The organism is Vibrio sp. 10N.222.55.C6 (assembly GCF_041473395.1).
Lineage (GTDB): Bacteria > Pseudomonadota > Gammaproteobacteria > Enterobacterales > Vibrionaceae > Vibrio > Vibrio crassostreae_C.
On the sequence record NZ_JBFRSD010000013.1, the window covers coordinates 131,183 to 153,476 of the forward strand.

The 22,294-nt window shown below is 42.9% G+C and carries 16 protein-coding genes; 6 read left to right on the forward strand and 10 right to left on the reverse strand.

Annotated features, from left to right (window positions below; genetic code table 11):
- Positions 1 to 50: 50 nt before the first annotated feature.
- The 7 genes from AB4486_RS11235 to aspT all read right to left on the reverse strand — a co-directional run bounded on the left by AB4486_RS11235 (position 51) and on the right by aspT (position 8,889).
- On the reverse strand, positions 51 to 1,205 hold the full coding sequence (locus AB4486_RS11235; RefSeq protein WP_372106878.1) for a BamA/TamA family outer membrane protein: 1,155 nt from the start codon (positions 1,203 to 1,205) through the stop codon (positions 51 to 53).
- Positions 1,206 to 1,466: 261 nt separating this feature from the next.
- On the reverse strand, positions 1,467 to 2,372 hold the full coding sequence (locus AB4486_RS11240) for a LysR family transcriptional regulator (protein ID WP_372058309.1): 906 nt from the start codon (positions 2,370 to 2,372) through the stop codon (positions 1,467 to 1,469).
- A gap of 158 nt (positions 2,373 to 2,530) precedes the next feature.
- Positions 2,531 to 2,956: a hypothetical protein gene (locus AB4486_RS11245; protein ID WP_017060059.1), complete on the reverse strand. Its 426-nt coding sequence runs from the start codon at positions 2,954 to 2,956 to the stop codon at positions 2,531 to 2,533.
- 17 nt (positions 2,957 to 2,973) lie between these two features.
- Entirely contained in the window at positions 2,974 to 4,146 is a 1,173-nt protein-coding gene (locus tag AB4486_RS11250) for a patatin-like phospholipase family protein (protein ID WP_017064613.1), read from the reverse strand.
- Between the two features lie 213 nt (positions 4,147 to 4,359).
- Positions 4,360 to 5,217 carry a pyridoxal kinase PdxY gene (gene pdxY, locus AB4486_RS11255; protein WP_372117191.1) on the reverse strand — a complete coding sequence of 286 codons (858 nt, stop codon included), beginning with the start codon at positions 5,215 to 5,217 and terminating at the stop codon, positions 4,360 to 4,362.
- Between the two features lie 206 nt (positions 5,218 to 5,423).
- Positions 5,424 to 7,022 carry a bifunctional aspartate transaminase/aspartate 4-decarboxylase gene (locus AB4486_RS11260; protein ID WP_372117193.1) on the reverse strand — a complete coding sequence of 533 codons (1,599 nt, stop codon included), beginning with the start codon at positions 7,020 to 7,022 and terminating at the stop codon, positions 5,424 to 5,426.
- 151 nt (positions 7,023 to 7,173) lie between these two features.
- Complete coding sequence (gene aspT, locus AB4486_RS11265; RefSeq protein WP_372110243.1) at positions 7,174 to 8,889, reverse strand: aspartate-alanine antiporter; 1,716 nt, start codon at positions 8,887 to 8,889, stop codon at positions 7,174 to 7,176.
- A 471-nt stretch (positions 8,890 to 9,360) separates the two neighbouring features.
- On the opposite strand from aspT, the gene AB4486_RS11270 reads away from it, so the two are divergent.
- The 6 genes from AB4486_RS11270 (at position 9,361) to AB4486_RS11295 (ending at position 17,835) form a co-directional block, all read left to right on the forward strand.
- Complete coding sequence (locus AB4486_RS11270; protein ID WP_372117195.1) at positions 9,361 to 9,573, forward strand: DUF1656 domain-containing protein; 213 nt, start codon at positions 9,361 to 9,363, stop codon at positions 9,571 to 9,573.
- A 10-nt stretch (positions 9,574 to 9,583) separates the two neighbouring features.
- The gene (locus tag AB4486_RS11275) at positions 9,584 to 10,450 is read left to right on the forward strand and encodes an HlyD family secretion protein (protein ID WP_372117197.1); all 867 of its coding nucleotides are present in this window, start codon (positions 9,584 to 9,586) and stop codon (positions 10,448 to 10,450) included.
- 9 nt (positions 10,451 to 10,459) lie between these two features.
- The gene (locus tag AB4486_RS11280; RefSeq protein WP_372117198.1) at positions 10,460 to 11,815 is read left to right on the forward strand and encodes an FUSC family protein; all 1,356 of its coding nucleotides are present in this window, start codon (positions 10,460 to 10,462) and stop codon (positions 11,813 to 11,815) included.
- 326 nt (positions 11,816 to 12,141) lie between these two features.
- Positions 12,142 to 13,800, forward strand: coding sequence for a hypothetical protein (locus AB4486_RS11285; protein ID WP_372117200.1), 1,659 nt, complete (start codon positions 12,142 to 12,144; stop codon positions 13,798 to 13,800).
- 218 nt (positions 13,801 to 14,018) lie between these two features.
- Positions 14,019 to 16,298, forward strand: a complete 2,280-nt coding sequence (locus AB4486_RS11290; RefSeq protein WP_372058300.1) for a carboxylesterase family protein — start codon at positions 14,019 to 14,021, stop codon at positions 16,296 to 16,298.
- Positions 16,299 to 16,377: 79 nt separating this feature from the next.
- Entirely contained in the window at positions 16,378 to 17,835 is a 1,458-nt protein-coding gene (locus tag AB4486_RS11295; protein WP_372058298.1) for a phospholipase D family protein, read from the forward strand.
- Positions 17,836 to 17,929: 94 nt separating this feature from the next.
- Here AB4486_RS11295 and AB4486_RS11300 read toward each other — a convergent pair whose 3' ends face one another.
- From AB4486_RS11300 to AB4486_RS11310, 3 genes are all read right to left on the reverse strand, one after another.
- A complete protein-coding gene (locus AB4486_RS11300; RefSeq protein WP_017070494.1) occupies positions 17,930 to 18,694 on the reverse strand; it encodes an aspartate/glutamate racemase family protein in 765 nt (254 codons plus the stop codon).
- A gap of 228 nt (positions 18,695 to 18,922) precedes the next feature.
- The gene (locus AB4486_RS11305; protein WP_029235239.1) at positions 18,923 to 20,641 is read right to left on the reverse strand and encodes an autotransporter assembly complex family protein; all 1,719 of its coding nucleotides are present in this window, start codon (positions 20,639 to 20,641) and stop codon (positions 18,923 to 18,925) included.
- A 231-nt stretch (positions 20,642 to 20,872) separates the two neighbouring features.
- Positions 20,873 to 22,162 carry a DEAD/DEAH box helicase gene (locus tag AB4486_RS11310; protein WP_017069930.1) on the reverse strand — a complete coding sequence of 430 codons (1,290 nt, stop codon included), beginning with the start codon at positions 22,160 to 22,162 and terminating at the stop codon, positions 20,873 to 20,875.
- Between the last annotated feature and the right edge of the window lie 132 nt (positions 22,163 to 22,294).

The following is a 22,294-nucleotide window of genomic DNA, read 5'->3' on the forward strand; positions in this document are numbered from 1 at the left end:
GCGCTAATTAGCGCCTTTTTTCTTGGAAAAATTTAACCTATTCCGTTGTTCTAGAAACCACTGCCTACGTTAAAGTAGATAGCGCGTTCTTCATGGCTTTGCGCATAATCCATCCCAAGGTGCAAACCGTAACGTCTCGCGATTTGGTATCGAAAGCCGACACCTCCGGCATTGACGGTACTGTCGTGGCTTATGCCGTTATCTTGCTTTGCAACCCCTGAACCGTAAAACCCAGACACCTTCCAACGATGAGTGATGCTATACGTCAATTGGCCTTGAATTGTTTCAATCTCATCTCCTTGGTACCGATAAGATGACACCCCGCGTAACGACACGTACGGTTTCGCTGTGGGTGATACAAACAGGTCTTGCTGTTCGAAGCTTTGATAATTTGCAGCCAAGCCTAACGTCCATTTATTGGTAATTGGGATATAGGCTTCGCCATCTATGTTCAAATTTCGGTAATTGTAATCACTGCCAATCGCATCGTCGTACACCATGTAATCTGCAGACAATTTGTAACCTTTGGTTGGATAAAATAAATTATCTCTTGTGTCATATTCAGCCTCCAACCCTAAACCAGAAGTAACCGATTCGTTACCCAAAATTCGGTCTAAAACCATGTTATCAAATTCAATCTCAGACTTAGCTAATAACTGCTTTATTCCCAACATCCAAGGCGTATGCCCAATCCGAAACTGCACCTTTTGTGAAAGTACGGCTACCGAAGTTGACGTGCCTATTCTAAGGTCATGATCTATGGGGCCCCAGTTGATTGATGTGTACAAATCCAAATTCGCAACACCAAAGCCGCCGCCTCCTGTGTAACGAATGGAATCATTCATCCAAGATCGTCTATGGCCACCAAATACAAACCAAGTTTCGTTCTCTGTCCCTACTGCGCCCACTACTGACATTGCTGAGGGTACTAACTGCGCACCACCATCAATAGCCTTTAACGCTGCTTCTTTACGGATTCGTTTTTCTTCTTCGCCCTCGTGTAAAAACAACCCAGCAACACCACCACCATAACCAACCGCTGGCTCGGTAATTAGTATAGGTATAGGTAAAAACCCCGTTGCATTTTCTGCAATGTGATGTCCCATATCAAATTGATTATCAACAGGATCATAAAACGATGCAAAGGAAGGTGTTATCGTAAGCAAAGAGTAAGAAAAAAGAGCAAAGCCGCCGCAGCGATTCATAAGATTGGCCTCAATAAAAAAGGCCGGGTAATAAAACCCGGCCGAAAGTTTGCTTCCTTGCAATAAACATAGAAATTAAACACTTATTGCCAATAAAGGGGTCCTTAATCGACAAGGTTAGAATAGGTCAAACTGTGGTATTGCCCTACTCTCATATGGAGGATCTAGCCCTACAAAATCAAATCATTCTAAAGATGACAAATACGAAAAAGGCTCATATAAATGAGCCTCTGTGAACAAGTAAACTGTGTTATTGGTTCATTAATCTCGCTTTAGCAATCGCTCTACGTTTTCTTTGATAACTGATAATACTGATGACTTAACTTCGCTAATTTGTTTAGAATGAGGGCACCATAGTGCAAAGCCAAATTTAAATCCTTGTTCCATTTCAGACGATTGTATAGGTTCGATGTCGTAATGCGAAAATTCAGAATGAGCGAACGTTTTTGGTAGAAGTGCCCATCCTAGACCTGCTTCAACCATTTTGATAACTAGCGCTAATTGGTCGACTTCTTCATTGTCAGAACTAACGGTTATTTTTTCGGACATTCCTTCTTCAATGAAGGATTTTAAGACAAACTGCTTCGCATTTCTTAGCGCTAAAAGTACATCTTCTTTTGCCAAAGATGAAAACTCACCATTTTTTTGAACGAAAGGAAAAAATTCTATATGGCCTAAAAAGGTGGCATCAAAACTGTGTATTCCACGACTGTCATGCACGTTGACCAATCCAAAATGATACTCACCGCTCTGAAGGCCTTGCTTAATGTCTTTTTTATTTCGTACAAGAAAATTCACTCGCATCATCGGGAAATCACGACGCAACTTCTTTCGAATATCCACAAGGATTTGATGAGGTATCACACTTGAATAAGCAAAAGTAATGTTTTCCAAACCGCCATAAGACAAGCTCAAGGCTACCTTGTCGAAAGTGCGTGCCTGTTCAATCGTTTGCTTAGCGTAGTGGTAAAGAAGATGACCATCTTCTGTCGGCTTTACAGAGCGTCCAACCCTTTCAAATAGGCTTACCGCGAGTTGGTCTTCAAGGTTAGTTATAACCTGCCCGATTGTCGTTCTGTGCTTGTTAAGCTTGACTGCTGCCTTGCTGAAAGAGAGTTGGTCATAAACGGTAACGAACGCGAGAAGTTGTTCAATGCTGAAATTCATGTTGTTGTGCTTACTTTTAATCGTTATGTATTTAAATTATCACAGGTTGGCGAAATATCTACTTTGTCAGAATAATATTAGTGAAAATAATTCGTCAATTTGAAACAAAAAAACCTACTTAAGCTAGTAGGTTTTATCGTTGATGTCAAACGAATAACTTAAATGTATTCGATAACTCGAGCTAGATAGTTAAAGTCCCCAGAATCACCGTGGTAATTACGGTAAACATCGACACTGAAATATCTAGGTTGGTCCACTTGAATATGCTCAGCAATTCGCTGCTCGATGGATTCTAGAGTTTCACCTGTTTGCGAGTAAATGTATTTCTTGGTGGTCTTTTGTAGCTGGCGTTCTTTAGCTTCTTTGTGTGTGACGTAATTGTTCACGTCAACCCACTGACCAATGTAGTCAATCTCCACGTAGTCTGAATTTTCTTCAACCATGAACAACGCCGCTTCTTGTTGAACGTCGGCCAGTTGTAGCATGTCGTTATCGACTTTTTGCTGTTCCATTGAGGTCACATTTTGTGCCATGGCAGCGCTAGACGTTGCCATGATAAGTAGCGCTAAAGCTGTTTTATTCATTTTACGATATCCCTAAATTAAGGTAATTCTGTTACCCAAGGTTTGCCCTGAGTTGCTTTGTGATAACCATATTCGTATATGGTTAATAAATAGTGTTCATCAAACATGTCTTTGGTTCGTTTGGCGTAACCAAAGTCGTGCTCGATGTAAGTAAATTGCATATCAATGTTGTTGATTTCACAGATGTATTTCATTCGATATAAATCACCACGTGTTTGAGCAAGAGTCAGGCTTGATACGCTCTTTGCTACTAAATCTAGACCCTTATCTCTCAGCGAGTGGTACGGCGCTTTAAGTGCTCCATTTCGAATAACATCGAGCTGTGGTGGTTTTTCTAACCCAAGAGCATCTGAGATCTGCTGATAGTCGAAGTTAGATGGATTGAAAAATACTTGAGCGGCTAAACCACCATCGACGTGAAGTTCTTCATAACTTTTACCTTCGTACTTCACATTGATAAACTGCGGTGGGAAGACTCCAGGAATAGAAGCACTTGCTGCTAAAACCTTATATATAAGTTCAGACTTATCTGGCATGTCACTATTTGCAATTGCGCCCACATTCCAAATGACAAGCTCTCCAGAATCAAAGTGTGTGCTACCAATAAACAAACGCTTACCGTTGCGGTGTCGCGCAGCAATTTGCTCGATCATCGGTTCAGGGAACGCCTGAGCGATAAATTGATTCAAGTTTTTACCGTCAGTAAAAGCATCTTTAAACACGGTGTTTAAAAAGTTCTTTTTGCCGAGCACTGATTTGTCATTGATGTTTAACATCACCTCCTTCATCTTCGGAAATGCATCTCCGCCGATGAATACAAATGGTGCTATTAGCGCTCCTGCACTGATGCCAGTAACTATTGAGTAGTCTTTCAATTGGCCAGATTCTTCCAGCCCTATCAAAATACCGGCTCCAAAGGCTCCGTTCGCGCCGCCTCCTGACAAAGCTAAGATATTTAGTTGCTCACCTGACACTTTAATTGGCGTTGTTTGATCGATTGGAGAGTATAAGAAGTCTGGGTTCTCACTCGCCCACATACGCAATGGCTCTTTTACTGATATCGCTTCTTCTACAACCACTTCTTTGTAATTGTCTTTGTGTACGCGTACATCCAACGTGTGGGGTGAGCTACATGCCACTACAAGTAATGACAAAGCAACGGTAAAACCCGAGGAAATTAGACGGTTCATAATTAGGCTCATTTAATGTTCTCTAAAATGATTCAGAAACTCTGTTTAATCAAAAGAACAGCTATAAACAGAGAAGTTAATAAATAGGGATAAAGTGAAGTCCGTCTCTTTCTGGGAGTAATATAGCTAGGTTTAGTCTTAGCTCGTAATCTCGTTTGTAGGATGCGACCCATCGAATAGGTACACCCTCCACCACTATCGGAGTTAAACGCTCTACCCGATTTTGACCACGTTGAAATCGTGGGTAGGCTCTACAAATTCATATTGTGCATTGATTGTTTGTAGCTCCCAAGTGCCATAGCTTTTAGTTAGCTCCAACACACCATAGACCGCGTTATTTGCATGTCGGAATGCAGCTACGGGAGACATTCTCTTTATTAACCCTGCGGTAAACAGGCCAGAGATAAGGTCACCGACACCAACCGGTTGTTGAGCAAATTCAATGTTCGGTCGTTGGGCTAAATAACATGCCTTTTTCGTTGCTAAAATCATACTGAACGCGTCATCGGGTAATGAGTGAAGATGCTTCACGAGCACCATCTTTGGACCAAGCTCCAATGCTTTCTTACATGCTGTAACCGCGTCATAAAGGGAGAGGATTTTAATGCCGGTCAATTCACTTAGTTCAAATTGGTTTGGCACTATAACATCGGCAATAGGAAGCAAGTGTTTAGTAATGGCGGTTCTAACGCCATCCTCAACGATACAACCTTTATCTGGGTCACCCATTACAGGGTCACAAACATAGAGTGCACTGTGGTTCTTTTCTTTAACTAAATTAACCGACTCGGCAACCGCTTTACATTGGTCTGCGCTTCCCTGATAACCCGATAGGATCGCACCACAGTATTTCAGTACGTTGATGTTGTCTAAGCCTCGAATCAAGTTTCGAATATCATCTGAGCCGAATGTTTGCCCGGTCCAACCTTGTTGATATTGAGTGTGATTAGAGAACTGAACAGTGTGGATTGGCCACACATCGAGTCCCATTCTTTGGATTGGAAAAACCGCAGAACTGTTTCCTGCATGCCCGTAAACCACGTGAGATTGAATAGAAATAATGCTTTTCATGCGTCGCTCTTTCAGTTTGAAATGGATTTGAATACTTGGATAAGACGACTAAATAAACACAACGGAACATCAAGATAGGAAGTTTTATCGATCTAACCACTGTGCTTATTTGGTCGGAATAGCCTCGACATCGCCGAGGCTTATTCTTAATGAGTTGGACGTCATCGGCTTTAAATCATGTATTTGATTCTAAGCCAGACTTGAACTTATGCGTCTTGAAACTCAGCGAAGTGCTCGTCCAATACCTTGCGAGTTGCGCGGCCAATCAGTTCGTACTCATGGTGAGTCAGGTTAGCCAGAGATACGCGAACCGACGCATGTACAGTATCGAAGCCATTTCCTGGTAGTAAAATAACACCAGTTTCGTGAGCTAGACGGAATAAGAAATCTTTACCTTTACCGCTTGCTTTGAACCATTCAACGAACTCTTGACCGTATAGTTTGCCACCTAGAGTGTCTAACTCTAGTAGTGTGTAGTAGTCCACACGATCTTTGTTCTCTTCAACTTCTAGCCCCATGTTGGTGTATAGAGTTGTATAGCGCTCACGAATGATGCGCTTGCATGCTGCTTTGTAGCTACCTTCAGAATCCATTAGGCAAGTTAGAGCAAACATCGCCATTTGCACTTGTTGCGGTAGAGATAGACCGGCAGTGTGATTCAAGGCTACGCTACGGCTATCCGCAACGATGCGGTCGATGAACTTAATGTCACGTGGCTCTGGAGTCAGTGTTTTGTAACGGTCATCAAGTTGACACTGTTTTTCTTCGCTGAAAGAACTTAGTGCGTCATCAAATACGTTTTTGTGTTGGATACCAATGGTACCTAAACGCCAGCCTGTTGCGCCAAAGTACTTAGAGAACGAGTAAACACAAAGTGTGTTGTATGGTAGTTTTGCAAATAGAGAAACGAAGTCATCGGCAAATGTACCGTATACGTCATCAGTGATGATGAATAGGTCACTGCGTTGCTCATTCACAAAGTTTGTTAGGTTCTCTAGAGTCTCGTCAGAGAATTTCACTGATGCTGGATTAGCAGGGTTAACGACGCAAAGTAGTTTGATGTCTGTATCTGCCAGTTTCTCGATTTCAGACATTGGAAGCTGCCAAGTGGTCTCATCAAGACGCAGTTCAACGATCTCTAGTTCGTACTCAGAAAGCTCTGGGATTTCTAGGTAAGGGGTAAAGATTGGCGTAATTAGCGCCACTTTATCGCCTTTTTTCAATAGACCATTGTTGAACATCGTTTGGAATGTGTAGGTCATTGATGCCGTACCACCTTCCGTTGCGAACAAGTCAAAGTCCGTGGTCATTGGAATTGGGCCATACATCTCTTCTGCAATGTACTGCTTCACCACTTTCTCAATGTTAGTCAACATACGTGGTGGTACTGGGTAGTTACACGCTAGGTAAGCAAGAACGAGTTCGTTTAGGAACGCTTGTTTTTGGATGCCTAGACGATCTTTTGCGTAGCTTAGTGCGCGCTCGATGAACTGAACACCTTTGTCGTTTGAGTATTCTTTAGTAAACGTATCGAAACGCTCAACGATACCCACGCCATCAAGGATACCACCGAAATCACCACCGAGGTAAGCGTAGTTACGTTCCGCTTCCATTACTGCAAATTCACCCAAACGAATAAATGCTTTACGTGGCAATGTTGCTAAGAAGTTTGGATTACCACGACCTGCGTCTAGTAAAGCACGGTCTGGCACTGCTTGAGCAACTTCAATTAATTTGTCTTTTAATTCAAATGGGCTTAAATCAGCGAATTTTGAAAAGTCGATATTTGTATTTTTTGTAGTCATAATATTTACCTAATAATTTAATATTAAACACTTGTAATTAAATAAAGTGTTTTACTTAAGCGTGATTATTCAGGCCTACCCTATTTTTGATTGGGTAGGTCTGTTAATAAGTTGATGATTTTTTAAATCTATAATGAGTTGTAGGTTTTAATTACATACCCGCATTAACGGTAATAATGCCGACGATAATTGGGCCCCATAGAGTCAGTAACACGTTGGCTACGGCGTAAGTCACAGTAAAAGAGAATACTGGCGTTGCGTTGCCTGTTTTTTCCATCAATGCAGCGAACGCTGGGTTTGCACTTCGACCACCGGTTACACAACCTAAAGCTTCTACCGGATTCTTTATCTTCAATACAAAGTACGAGAAGAAGAATGAAATAATCTGTGGAATGATGGTTACTGCCATACCCAAGAACAGAAGTGACATGCCGTGTTCTTTGATGGTATCAACCGCTTGAGGGCCCGCTTGGAGGCCAACAATGCCTACAAATGCCGCTAGACCAAAGTCACGAATGAAGTTTGCTGCACCTACCGGGAACTGAGCCACATGTGGGTTTCGGCTACGTAACCAGCCAACAAGCAAGCCTGAGATCAAACAACCTGCACCAGAACCAATCGTTACGGGAATGCCTGCAATCTTGAAGCTGATTAAGCCAATAAGTAGACCCAGTACCATACCGAAACCCAGTACGATGAAATCAGTCATGGTTGCTGAACCCATACGCTTACCGATGTGCTTTTCAACTCGGTTGATGTCTTGTGCGGTGCCTGTTAATTGAATAACGTCGTTTTTCTGAACAATCAGATCATCAGTAATGGCGACTGAAGCACCAGCACGCATGTAGTCTGTAACATACACACCACGGAACGAACGTTGATTTGAGCTATCTTTGATCTCTCTTAGCGAACGACCAATCAGTTTGCGATTGTCAGCGATAAGTTGACGATTTTCTTCAATAACTTCATAGCTTTCCGGTAATGCGACTTCATTACTTTGCGCCTTGCTCTGTAGCTCATGAACCGCATTTCTACGGCCGGTAACCACAACAAGGTCGCCCGCTTTAAGTGCTGTGAACTTGTCTGCACTCAGCTCTTTTCCGTCGCGTTCAATAAGTTCGATACACGCAGCAAGTGATGATTGATTCAATTGCGCGAGTGTTTTTCCAACCAGTTTATCGTCGTGAGTGACTTTAAAAGCACGTGTCACTAGAGCTGTGACTGCGTTAAATTCGCCATCTGCCAAATCACGTTTACCGTTAGAATTTTTCTCCTCTAACGCAATTGCTTCAGAGCGAATGTCCCACTTCATCAACGTTGGGAATACCCAAGTCACCATCAAGATTGGACCTAATGAACCAAAGATGTATGTTACAGCGTAACCTACAGCAACGTTAGTTTGCATCAGATGTTTGGCTTCTTCAGACACACCACCCAAACGGGCGATCGCATCGCCTGCAGTACCAATGATCGCAGACTGAGTTAAACCACCGGCAGCTAGGCCCGCAGCAGTACCTCTATCTAAGTCAAACAACCACGCAGCGGCAAGTACACACAATAAGCCTGAAACCGTCATAACAACCGCAGACAACAGAATGTTGATGGTTCTAAAGTTAAGCGCTTTAAAGAATTGTGCGCCGCCTTGATAACCCACAGCATAAATAAAGAGCGCAAAGAAAATACTTTTTACGCCGGGATCAATCTGAACACCAAATTGCCCAATAATTACGCCCATTAATAATGTTCCGGCCACACCGCCTAAAACAAATCGGCCGATAGTAATTTTACCAACCATATAACCCAATGAGAGTGTAATAAATAGTGCGACAAATGGTGCCATGTCAAACAGATTAGAAATAATGTCCATGACAAATTTACTCTTGTTACTAAATATAAGGAGTAAATAATCTAACGAATAACTTAATAATGATATTTGTTGGATTATTCAAAATAAATAAAGCATCTCGTTGCTTCGAACCGAATATTAAGAACAAAAGGTTTTATTATGTAATCCCATTTGATGGATCAAATCATCACTTTAACTGTTCGCATAGTTTTTGAAGTGCAATTTACATCTTAAGTGATTGTTTTAAATGGATTTACCTTAAACCGGCAAAAGTAGATGATTTTCGAAATCAATTTCAATTAAGTGTTTCCACTTCAAGAACGACAACCTACCTACCGTTGTTTTACTGGCTTACGGCTCTCAACAAAGAGGCAGTTGGCATAATCACCGAATAAAGTTGGATTTTGATGGGTACGATCCTCTATAAGCGATTATCACAATAAATCGAACTCCGTTATCGTTGCATTCATCAAACAAATAGAGAACAGAACCATGAATACCATGCCGCATGAGCTTGTGTGGGATGAAGTCTACTTCCCACCGCTGTTATTGGTTATCGCACTGGCTTACATACTGACAATGCTAACAGGGGCAATCGCGACACGGTTTGGCCTTCATAAGTACGTCGCCTTTCCTGCAATAGCAGAACTGAGCTTGATCGTGATTTTTACTGGCGCTATCGGCCATTTTATTACCATTTTTTGAGGCACTTACTGTGATCAAACGTTATCTCATCACACTTTTATTATTGGCTGCTGCGGGAACTGTGGTTTATAGCTATTACCAGTCGTACTCAAGTAACCCATGGACCAGAGACGGACAAGTCAGCGCTTATATCGTCTCGATTACACCTCGAGTCACGGGTCAAGTCATTGAAGTGCATGTCAAAGACAACTCGAAGGTAAAAAAAGGCGATCTTCTTTTTGAGATCGATCCGAGTATTTACAAGGCGACCTACAGAAAAGCACTTGCGACTCAAAAACAAGCATTTGCCCTACTCGCCAAAGCCAAAAACGAAGAGCAACGCGCGTTGAATTTAGAGAAAAGAACGCCCGGTGCCGTGCCCGTGCTGACACTAAACAACTTGAACAACGCGGTAGAAACCAGCGCCGCAAATGTCGAACTGGCAAAAGCGAACGTAGAAGAAGCACATCTCAACCTTGAGTACACCAAGGTATATGCGCCTACTAACGGCTATATCACCAATCTGAACCTACGTGTTGGCTCTCAAGTTGTCGCGAATTCACCTGTGGTTGCGCTAATTGATGAAGATAGCTTCTGGATTGAAGGTTATTTCAAAGAGACTGATTTAGTCGGTGTCGATGCTCAGGACACTGCTTATGTGACCTTAATGATGCACAACAATGTTCAGCTAGAAGGACATATCAAAAGTATTGGTTTTGGTATCGCGAAGCAAGACGGCAGCACAGGTAATGATTTATTGCCAAACGTGAATCCAAACTTCCAATGGATACGCCTAGCTCAACGCATCCCTATCAAAGTGAAGTTAGACAAAATACCAGAAGACGTACAACTGCGTGTTGGTATGACTGCCTCGATCAAAATAATCAAAAATAGCTAGGTGATTCTTATGTTCACTGCATCGACTAAAGACGCGATTAAAGTCGCACTCTCTATCGTTATCGCAATCTGCCTAGCGTTGTGGTTTGGTTGGGAAAAACCGTATTGGGCTGCGATAGCCGTCGCAGTGATGGCATTGAACGAGAGCTTCGCCCATTCAATAAACAAAGGCCATAACCGGTTAATGGGAACCTTGTTAGGGACCGGTTATGCCTTTTTCCTCATTGCGATGTTTTCACAAGATCGATTTTTGTTTCTAACATTTCTTACCGTGTTCTTAGGCACTTGTATTTTCATGTCTAGTGACGAGAAATACGGCTACATCTTTTCAATAGGATTTACCGTGTGTTCGATTGTTGCTTGTCTGGGCGGGTTTGATAACCAAACCACCTTTCACTTTGCTGTACTTAGACTTCAAGAAACACTATTAGGTGTTGTTGTGTTCTCTATTGTGTATCGCATCGTGTGGCCTGTGAATACTGAACTCAACTTTGTACAACGTTTCGAAACCAGTAAACAAGCGTTGTTAGATGCGATGGAAAAAACAGACAACATCGACATTGCCGCACTTGAAAGCAACACCGCGAATATTGATAAGCTGTATCAACTTTTAGATCTGCCACTGACCGGAAGCTACCACCTTAAAGAGAACATCCAAACATGGCGCTTGCGTATCGATGAAATAGCACATATCCAAGATACATTACTCAAACAAAGTAACAGCGAATCAGACTTAGATATCCAATGGGCAGTTCTTACTCACAACTTGAAGACGTTCGATGTATTAACACCAGAACAATCTCTTGTTGAGGGTGAACTCAATGTCATAGGTGATCATAAAGACGTGTCTTGGCATCATGCACATCGCACGTTTGTTGAACATTTGAATGAAGATGGGCGCAAAGTGCTGCAAGGCGTGTCGATGTTTATCACATCGCTGTTGGTTTGGATTTATCTTCCAGTTCCAGGTGGTTTCATATTTCCTATGTTAGCCGGTGTATTCTCTTCTATGGTGCCGACCATGCCACCAAGCGTTATTAAGGACGCTTTTTATGGTGTGTTGGGTACAGGGTCGGTGGTTCTGTTGCAATACATCTTTGTGATGCCATTAATGACAGAACTATGGGAGCTGGGACTATTCTACTTCCTTAACATTATGGTGATATGGAAAGTGTTCGCGACACCTAAGCTCATGGTACACCGAATATTGGGTATTAACTTATTAGTTGTTCTCACATCTGGTGCGCTCAACCTCACACCTGTTTATGGAATTGAAACGCCACTTTTGATGCTCGTAAACATTTTGATTATTCTGATGATAGCGAAGTTGTTTACTGATCTATTTAGAGTGAGGGTAACTGCTTAGAACTAAATGCGCTTAACAACTCACAACAAAACGGTCTGCCAAGTATTTTTACTTCACAGGCCGTTTTTTTATCTATTGAAAATCATTATAAATCAATTGATTAACGCTAATTATTACTAAGTGAGGATAGCGTCCATCAAAAGCGATTAACGCGATCTGCCACCTCCTCTTAAAATCCTCTCATTGATTGACGCAATGCATTTTTAGTCGCGACATTCACACTAGCAATCCTAACGGATAAATACATAACAACTGAACACGACGTTCAGTATTACATCGACTGTTTGAGTCTCGAAGGTTTGAGGCCACTCAGCGTGGAAACCGTCATGAGTTTTTTTGAAATACGCACCAGCGCCTGTAAGACCCATACTCTTTCTGTGTTAGCGAGCGCCCTATTACTTACCACCCCCAATTTTGCGTCTGCGGCAGAAACCAAGACTTACAGCGAAGTTATGGAAAAAGGTCGAGCACTATTTGACAAATATGGCATCAGTCATGATTTACCAAAGCTAGCAATCAGTTCGCTCGTACAGGGCGAACACCTAGTTGAACACGCACATCGAACCATACAAATTGGCGATGAGGTTCGTGACTCAAGCGTCTATCTGATAAAAAACACAGACAGCAAAGGCAACATCGACCTGCGCATCAAATACAACCCGCAAGAGCTGGATGAAAACGAAAAACTGATCGATGAAATTGAAGAGTTTACGCGCACTGAGTATCGACTAAGAAATTATGCAGAAAGCTTCGATCCATCGTCAGTGAAAGTCAATGAAAAAGACAACGGCGACGTGACCATTAGCTTCAACTATTCGAAATACGGCTTACCACAAGACATCGCCTATTTCCGTTTCTTGAATGTTGATATTGAACTTGTAGGCGGCACACCAAAACGCATGGTAATCACCAACGACAAGCCATTTAATCTTGGTAAGTCAAAAGTCGATACCTATTACCAAGTGATTGATTTCCAAACGTTAGACTCTGGTAAAGTCGTTATTGAACGTAAGACAACTAACATCGAGGGTACGTCTAAAACGAAACCGATGACCATGAGCGCTGTAACTGAACCCGTCGCAATTTATGAAGACGACAACGGCGTTAATGTCCTGCATGAAGAGCGTCTAAAAGAAGTTTCAGATCCTCGTATGCAAGAAGCGAGTGTTAAGTTAGATCGAGTATTCCCTTTAATGGGTGACATGGTGCGTCGTCAAGGTATCGATTTGCCCCTTCCATTCGGCGTATCAGTGGCTTATCGCAATCAAGACATGAACCTTCCTATGACCGATTACGTCATTAGCGGTGTGCGCTTGAATGACCTATTCGACCCTGAAGATAGCGTTGCAACGGTTAAAGCGGAAAGTGTTTCGATACGTGGTGATGTGAATATTCTGCCGTTCTGGAATGTATTCGGATATGTAGGAAAGGTAAACGTTGACGCGAATGTTGATGCCTCTTACACCGGCGCTGCGGGAGAATATCTACAAGATAAACTCAATAACAAACTACCTGGTCTAGGTGACAAACTGTGCGAGGGCGTATCAGCACTGTGTAACAGTGGGCGTTTAAATGTACCACTGCATCTCGAATATGACTTACGCGGTGCGGGTACAACACTATCTGTTGGTTACAAAGAGTTCTTTGCATCACTGACCGGCACCTATTCACAAACCCGTCTGAAAGGGATGGATGATTGGGGTGAAGGCATTGTCACGGTTCAACCCATGCTGGGCTACCAATTGGTTGATTATCGAGCTCAATTCTTCGTTGGTGCTGAATACCAAGGTTTAGATTCACGTATGCAAGGTACTGTAAAAACAGACGATATTGAGTTTGATTACGACGTTGGTGTGGACATTAACCAGTGGGCATTTTTAACCGGAGTCAACAAACAGATTGGCAAGCACTACAACATGACCGTGTTGTACAACAAAGGTGAAACTCGTTCGGCTGTGACATTGAACCTTGGCTATCGCTTTTAGACTAAATCTAACCAAATTTCTGATGTGAACCTACGTTGTATTAGGTCGACATCATACAAATGAAAACGCGCCAACGTTGGTTATCCAGTAGATAACACACGAAGAAACACAACGTCAAATGCTCCAAAGACGGAGCCATCACCTTATGGATCTACAGGTTTGACGGTATCGATGCGCGGTTCGTTATTTTACCGAATTCTATTGTGGACACATTTTTTATGACTATTGCATATCGTTCTCTCATCGCACTCGCTATTGCGGCCGCTCTTGCTGGCTGTGACACAGACGTTGAACCAACGGTTCCTTTCCCTGATAAACCTGAACCTTTAATTCCAGCACCTTCAGAAACCTTTACCACTCAAATCGGCGATGTGATGATTACTGCGACCAAAGAAGAGCTGGTTGTTACATCTAATACCGAAGACGATAAACTGGCTTCTGTTGAGTCTTTTAAAGGCATTAAGTTTGCCGATGCAGAGCGTTTTGAACACAGCAATCCTGTCGATTTAACTGAACTGATCAATTCAGAAGGCATTGTTGAAGCAACGTCGTTTGGTGATGCTTGTCCTCAATTGAAGACCGTTTCACAGAACACATCTGAAGACTGTTTGAATCTGAACATTTGGCGTCCAGTAGGCGTAGATGCTGACGCAGAACTACCGGTTTATGTATTCATTCACGGTGGTGATTTCGAATACGGTTCTGGTGCAGAGCCGCTCATCCAAGGTGATACGGTTGTAGCGCAAGGCGCCGACGAGGGTAACCCGTTTATTTACGTGACATTTAACTATCGTCTAGGTCTACTGGGTTCAATGTGGGTTGACCATGAAATGGGCGGTAACTTTGGTATTGGTGACCAAAAGCGTGCGATGCAGTGGGTTAACAAGAATATTGATAAGTTTGGTGGTAGCACTGAAAACGTCACTTTGATGGGCCAAGGTTCAGGTGCGATGTCGGTTGGCATACTTCAACAAAACGATAGTAAAGAGCCAATCGCCGGTGAGGGTGGTTATTTCAAACGTTCAATCATGCAAAGTAACCCTTATGGTTTCGAGTACACAAGCTATAAATCGGCTGAAAAAAATAGCGTATCTATCTGTGAGGCGACGAAGTCAGCCAAAACTGAGCTTGCAGATAATTCTACAAAAGAGACGTTACAGGATATAATGAATGCTGTTCCAGCCCTAGAAGATATTTTAGCGCCTATCGTTGAGCTAATGCCAGATGAAATAGAAACCACGTTCTGCCTCGACGATTCCCTAGATGTGCAAAAGAAATTACTACTAAGTGAAATTTTAGATGCACAAGGGACAGTATTGTCAAACCCATTGAATAAGACTCTAAATTGGGTTTCGGAAAGTTTGTTAACATTAATGAATGGAAGTGTGTTTTTACCATCATCAACGATCAATGATACTCCAATGGCAAATTTGTTACCTTTCGCACCATATAATGAACATCGCAGAAAACCGCTGTGTATCAATGATTGTGAATTGGGATACCATTTTGTTTCACAACCAGCTCTGAATGACCTTTCAGTACCAACCGTCATTGGTAACAATGAAAAAGATGCGGACACGATGGCTATGCTGCCTAGTCTTACATTCTTAATTCCGACCATTTTGGAGCTATTAAAGGAAGATGTAGACAGCGGTACTTTTGAATCGCTAAGCGAAAACAATCAAGGTTTAGAACTCGCGGTATGGCTGCAACTTGATGGCAATAAGCAACGCATTATCGATATGGTGTCAGCAATGTCTGCTGAAGAAGTTCAAGCGCAGATTGAACTCGGTGATGTGCTGAATTTACTACCATCCACCGCATATGAAGCCGTGACCAAGCTATTTTTTGGCCTAGGTAACTCTGACATGAACAACGAATTACTGGAACTTGCAGACTACAAGCCTGAGTTGGAAAATGAACTGGGTGGTGCAACACAGAACATGACTGAGTTCAAAATGCTGATGAATGACATGCTATTCCAAGCGCCAGCACGTAACCAAGCGATTCGTTCAACTGAAAATGCAGACGTATACGCGCCAGTTTCAATGTACCATTTTGCGTTCAAGCCTAGCTTCAACGTTTGGACATACAATACTCAAGGTGAAGATGGCGATTTAGATATCGGTGACCTGCTAAAAACGTTTGCTTGTATCTCCGGTGCTTGTGGTGGTTCAGAACTGCCGTTTATTTTCAACAAACCGTATAAACTAGACGGTTCAGAAGTGAGCCTAAGTTCAAAAGACCAAGCTCTGATGAACGACATGTCTCGCCTATGGTTCAGCGACAATCTGTTTACAGACTATGAGTACAGCCAGCAACAAGATAACGTAATGTTCGTCGATGGTGATGGTCAAATCATCATTGAAGACAATTGGGACGCTCGATTCAACGGAGCTGCAGATGGCAATATGCTTAACGGCAGACTTCAAGGCTTAAATGATCTTGAACTTACCTTAAAATACATGCCTGATTACGAAATTCCTAATCAGAACTAACGCTTAATCATCAATCACTCACACAATGGCCAGTTATCTGGCCATTGTCACCTCTACCCTATTTTTACGGAACATCACAATGTACTTCACACGTATTCACGCGCTGATGGTGCTATTTTTGTCGATCTTAGTTACTGGCTGCGCCCAACCTTACCCCGATGTTGAACCTGACTTCGAAGCTAACTGGCAAAGCACAGAACATCAAGCCGAAGTCTATTTGATCCCGAGTGCGCCTGAAGCCTTTGCGCGCCGCATTGATCTGGTTCGCCAAGCAAAACACTCGATTGATATGACTTACTTCTCTTGGGAAAACGACACTCTGGGTCTGATGCTGTTAAACGAGCTGAAACACGCCGCTGACCGCGATGTGGCCGTGCGCCTCACACTGGATGACTTGTTGGTATTCAATGACAAATGGCTTGCGGAGTTGGACTCACACGCCAATATTGAGATTCGACTGTTCAACCCTTTTGAGTCACGTAAAGCTGGCTGGATTGGTCGTGCGCTCAACTTCTCTACTCATCAAAAACAGTTAGATAATCGACTGCATGAGAAATACTTTAACGTTGATCACCAATCGATGATCCTCGGTGGGCGCAACATCGGTGATGACTACTTTGGCTACAGCGAAAGTGCCAACTTCTTTGATATGGATGTGCTGTTTAAAGGCGACGTGATTGCTGCTTTCGACCGAAACTACCAAGCGTTGTGGAACAGTGAGCATGTAGTGCCAATTCAAGAACGCATTAAAATCAAAGAGAAAGAGCAATACCAAGCGTTCACCAAAGCGTTGAACAAAGGTGAAAAGAATCAAGCATTGATCACGTCTGAAGTCGAAAGGCAGATAAAGAGCTTAAACCAACCGAAGTTCATTTCAGCCTCTGTCACGCCGGTATTTGACTCACTGGAGAAACTCAATGACAACAAGCCCTACTTTCGCCAACGTATTGAACACTTGATGAAGCAAAAAGTACCGACACCTTCTAAGGTTATTATTTCTACGCCTTATATGGTGCCAAGCGATAACAAGTTTGTATTCGTCGATGCACTTAGAGAGAGCGAAGCCGAAGTCACCTTACTGACGAATTCATCGGCTTCTAATGATTCGGGCTTTGTGCCTGCGTATTACGAAAAACACCGTGAGACTCTACTCGACAAGGGCGTAAGTATCTATGAGTACAAAAGCCAAGCGATCAATGATGATCACTACTTTCATGTTGATACCTACTACCACAACAAGACAGTAATTTTAGATGAGCGTGTCACCTATATTGGCTCTTCTAACTTCGATCCAAGATCAGACTTTCTCAACGTTGAGTTTGGGGTGTTGGTTGACAGTGAAGAGTTTGCGAAGCAAGTGACACACTACTTAACACGTCAGAAAGAGGAGTTGTTCTGGGCTGTGTCGCGAGAACAATCAGGTGACACCATCTGGGCTTCAGAGGAACAAATCCATACTAAGAACCCGAACTACAGTTCATGGAACAAGGTACCTGATTGGTTATTTCGAAAAATGAATGGCGAGTTCGAGCTTTAAGTGTTCAGCTTCGAATCTTAATTTTCTCCAGTCCAAATGTAAAAAAGCCGCGTAATTCGCGGCTTTCTCATGTTTCAAATACACGTATCTGAGCTTATAGACGGTAGGTCATCGCTCTTTGGGCTACGTAGTTCACCATATCAAGCGTTGTGAAGATCGAATTAACATCATTAATGTTGTAATCCACATGTCCACGCTCCACATATTGCTCAGCGAGACGGTAAATATCAACGACACGCTCAGCTACCGCTTCCATAGGATCAATAAAAGTGACTGTTGGAAATGCCGTTTCAAGTTGCTTTCTAACCAGAGGAAGTTCCGTGCATCCCCAAATAACCGTATCAACGCCCTTCTCTACGATGGATTGAATCGCTACAGCAAGCAGTGCGGCATTACGCTCAAACTCGCCCGCTTTGATCCCGTTGGTTTCTCGGATTGCTTGTCCACACTCTGTCATCTCACCGGTTACTTCACCATAGATAGCACTATGCACGTTATGCTCTTGCTCAAAGGAATCTGGCTTAACGAACACCAGATTCGCGTCCGTTAGGTAACGATCATAGATTCCCGAATTGTATGTGCCGTTGGTACATAAAATACCAACAACAGATTCAGAGTTCTGCTCTTTGATTTGATCAACGGTGGTTTGAAGCATGTCGACGATATAAACGTTGGTGTGCTTTTGAACCTCAGGTCTAAAGTAATGAGCGGTGTTACAGGTCATTACGCCAAACTGAACATTGGCATGTTCTAAAATGCACGCTGACTCAATCAGTTCAGGCACAGGATCGGTACCGCCTTCGTTAATCACTTCAGATCGATCGGGGATATCTGAGTTTTTCACCACTATCATGGCCATGTGGTCTTAGTCTTTAAGTGCGCCGTGTTCAATTTCTTTCTTGGCGACGATATCTTGGAACAGAGCATCTGCTTCAGGGCCCATATTACCAAATACACCGAATCGTAGCTTTTTCATAGTTTTTACCTTTGTGTTTGCTAAAGCACAAAGGTTATTACGCTCTTTCGATTTACTTGAATCCTATTAGATGGTTCGCATCCTCGCGAGTGCATAAACAGCGTACAAAAATCAGAATTGAGTACCAAAGGAAAAATGAATACGAAATTCGTCGCCTTCAGGCGCATCTAAGCCGTAAGCAAAATCGAGCTTAACTGGCATTAACTGTGAGTTCCAAATCAAACTCACGCCCGTCCCACGCTTCCAATCCGCTTGTTGATCAAATGCATCACCCACATCAAGAAATGCGCCCAACCAAATTGAACGATAGACTTGATGCTGATATTCGAGCCCAGCAGTTAACATATAACGTGCCCCCGTTAGTTCACCATTCTCGTCTCTAGGGGAGATAGATTCGTAACCATAACCTCGCAGGTTTCCATCGCCACCAGCAAAATACCGCAGTGACGACGGCACATCAGATAATGATTTGGCAATGTTGATGCCTACGTTGGAGCGGAAATGGAGCTTCTGCCTGTCACTAATATCCCATGAAAGGACACTGTTTCCTTCCAACCGCAACAGCCTTGAGTCAGAGAACAGACTAGGGTCAGAATACTCGACAGAATAGATGTGTCGATGATTGAGCTCCAACTGATCATTTTTACGATCAACCTGAGAAAAACTGATGCCAGGTAACAGTAATTGCGATTGCTCTTCCTCAGACGCCTGACGGTACTGTTCGTGCAAGTATTTGACATAAATGGTGCTTTGCCAATCACTGTCTAATTGCCAGTAACGTTCGAACTTAAGATCGTTTGTAAAGCTATTGGTGTCTCGATGATCAATTCGTTTCGATTCAAACTGAATACCAAAGTAATCCGTTGTGACTTTCTCTGTGGGGATTTTGTACCCCAACTGAAGTGATTGCTCCTGTTCAGACAAATATGTCTGTGTTTCAAAGCTGTGGCCTCTCCGGTTATACCAAGGCTTTGACCAACTGAGAGAGGCGCGTAAACCGAGATCTGTAGAATAGCCGCCACCGACCTGCACGATATTTCGAGAACTTGGCTCGGCAATGATTTCAATTGGAACTTCTAGGTTGTCATCAAGTTTGTCAAAGTCACCATGTACGATGACACTTCGAAACCATTGAGTGTCTGACAAATCAGATTGCAGTTCACCTAACTTGATGGTGTCAAAGTCATCACCTTTTTTAAAGGTGGGTATTTTCTCGATACGAGTAGGGTCAACCCCATCATCAGGAATACTTATAGAACCGAACTTGTAGCGTGGACCACTTGCAAAATACAAGTGTATATTCGCGATGTTCTCGCTAGGAATAACTTCAATCTTTGACTCGATAAACCTGCCGTCAAAATAACCTTTCCGCTTTGCTAAAGAGAAAATCGCACGCTTAGTTTGGTCGTATTCTTGGTGAGACAAAGTTAAACCTGAGCCTAACTTGCTTTGATTGAGTATATTGATGAACTCCGCATCTAGGCTAGCTTCACCTGTTATTTTTACTATCGATTCTGCGATGCGCATGACAGGACCAGAATCGATGTTAATGATCACGTTATCAGAATCATTGAGGTCGATATCGAGCTGTGGGTGATAATAACCATAAGGGTTGAGTGCATCTTGAATACGTTTAGATAGCTTCGTTTTCGATAGCTGTGATGCAGGAACATCGGCTAAAGGTTCTAAATATAATTCTACATTTTCGGTGAGAGTTTTATTAACCCCTTTAACCTCAAATTCAGCAGCACTAGAAGAGTGTTGGGTAAACAGGAAAAATGAAGTGGCCAGCACTAATTGTTTAATCGAGGTCTTCACGCGGTTACCCAATTGCTCAAAACCCGAACAGGTTATAAGCAAAGCGTTAAATCGCTGAATCTCTTATGGAGGACGCTATCCTTCGAACGGATTATCGGGTTGTTTAACACCGCAACAGTCGTTTATTAACGACTCAAATCCCAGCCCTACAGACACAAAAAAGGCGCAATTAAGCACCTTTTGAATGTCTATTACTTATTGATTTATATGGCTTGCTGATTTATATGGCTTGCTGACTCAAGATCAGTTGTTGTTCAGCCACACATCTTGGTTTTTTGGAGCTTTCTTCTTCTTTTTCTTCTTGCCAGTACCGGCCGGTGGCGCAACAGGTTTTAGTGCTGCGATCAGTTCAGCTGTCGCTTCTTCATCCACTTCAAAGCCTTCAATTTGCTCACGCTCAAGACGAATCTTGTTCTTCTTCTCGATGATTTTGAAGTGGTGGTAATCTTCGTGATCGATCAGAGATAACGCAAGACCAACTTCACCTGCACGACCACTTCGGCCGATACGGTGCATGTAGTCTGACGGGCTACGCGGTAAGTCAAAGTTGATTACCACTGGAAGCTTCTCAATATCCAGACCACGTGCCGCGATGTCTGTCGCGATCAGAACGTCAATCTCGCCAGATTTGAAATCTTCTAGGATACGAGTACGTGAACCTTGCCCTTTATCGCCGTGGAATACTTCTGCGATGATACCGCGCTTGTAAAGCTTGTCTGCTAGGTGCTCACAGCTGTTCTTCGCATTAACGAAGATCAGAGCTTGGCGCCATTCATGTTGTTGAATTAGGTGTGCGAGTAACGCTGTCTTGCGACCTTTTTCTACTTCGAATACACGTTGAACCAGTGTGCTCGCATTGGCACTTTGAAGTTGAACTTCAATTGGATCGCTTAGAAGTTCGTGAGTCAGCGTTTTAACTTGCTCTGGGAAAGTTGCAGAGAACAACAAGGTTTGTTTTTTGCTCGGCAAGAGCTTCAAGATTGCATCAAGTTCTTCGGTAAAACCTAGGCTTAGCATTCGGTCAGCTTCATCAAGCACTAACGTTTTCACTTTATCTAGTTTGATAGCGTTGCTCGAAATAAGGTCAAGCAGACGACCCGGTGTTGCCACCAATATATCAGTGCCGCCACGTAGCGCCTGCATTTGAGTGTTTACCGATACACCACCAAACACACAAACCGTTTTAATCGCGCCATTGAAATGCACAGCGTAAGATTTAACGCTGTCAGCCACTTGCTTAGCAAGTTCACGAGTAGGAACCAAGATAAGGCCAGAAACAAAGTTACCTTTGCCTGAACGACGGTCCAGAGGGGCATCTTCATGAATCTTTTGTAACAGTGGAAGTGCAAATGCTGCGGTTTTACCTGAACCGGTATTTGCGCCTGCAATTAAATCGCGTCCTGCTAACACACTTGGAATCACTTGCGCTTGGATAGGCGTTGGCTGTTGGTATTCAAGCTCAGATAAACGAGCCATCAAAGGAGAGATTAAGCCAAGATCAGAGAAGTTGGTTGGTGCTGTGGTGTTAGTCATTAATTGCAGGAACTCAAAGCTAAAATAATAGCGCGCTATACTAACGTATTTCCGCTGTATTACGTAACTAAATCGCCCCTTTCCAGCCTGTAACTTCAATTTAGACCAACTAAAACGGGACGAAGGCGACAC

Bases quoted from the DNA above. Each gene is read 5' to 3' on its own strand.
- AB4486_RS11285 (WP_372117200.1), top strand. From the start codon at position 12,142: ATGAGTTTTTTTGAAATACGCACCAGCGCCTGTAAGACCCATACTCTT.
- AB4486_RS11235 (WP_372106878.1), bottom strand. From the start codon at position 1,205: ATGAATCGCTGCGGCGGCTTTGCTCTTTTTTCTTACTCTTTGCTTACG.
- AB4486_RS11310 (WP_017069930.1), bottom strand. From the start codon at position 22,162: ATGACTAACACCACAGCACCAACCAACTTCTCTGATCTTGGCTTAATC.
- AB4486_RS11300 (WP_017070494.1), bottom strand. From the start codon at position 18,694: ATGGCCATGATAGTGGTGAAAAACTCAGATATCCCCGATCGATCTGAA.
- AB4486_RS11240 (WP_372058309.1), bottom strand. From the start codon at position 2,372: ATGAATTTCAGCATTGAACAACTTCTCGCGTTCGTTACCGTTTATGAC.
- pdxY (WP_372117191.1), bottom strand. From the start codon at position 5,217: ATGAAAAGCATTATTTCTATTCAATCTCACGTGGTTTACGGGCATGCA.
- AB4486_RS11270 (WP_372117195.1), top strand. From the start codon at position 9,361: ATGAATACCATGCCGCATGAGCTTGTGTGGGATGAAGTCTACTTCCCA.
- AB4486_RS11260 (WP_372117193.1), bottom strand. From the start codon at position 7,022: ATGACTACAAAAAATACAAATATCGACTTTTCAAAATTCGCTGATTTA.
- AB4486_RS11250 (WP_017064613.1), bottom strand. From the start codon at position 4,146: ATGAACCGTCTAATTTCCTCGGGTTTTACCGTTGCTTTGTCATTACTT.
- AB4486_RS11295 (WP_372058298.1), top strand. From the start codon at position 16,378: ATGTACTTCACACGTATTCACGCGCTGATGGTGCTATTTTTGTCGATC.
- aspT (WP_372110243.1), bottom strand. From the start codon at position 8,889: ATGGACATTATTTCTAATCTGTTTGACATGGCACCATTTGTCGCACTA.
- AB4486_RS11290 (WP_372058300.1), top strand. From the start codon at position 14,019: ATGACTATTGCATATCGTTCTCTCATCGCACTCGCTATTGCGGCCGCT.
- AB4486_RS11245 (WP_017060059.1), bottom strand. From the start codon at position 2,956: ATGAATAAAACAGCTTTAGCGCTACTTATCATGGCAACGTCTAGCGCT.
- AB4486_RS11280 (WP_372117198.1), top strand. From the start codon at position 10,460: ATGTTCACTGCATCGACTAAAGACGCGATTAAAGTCGCACTCTCTATC.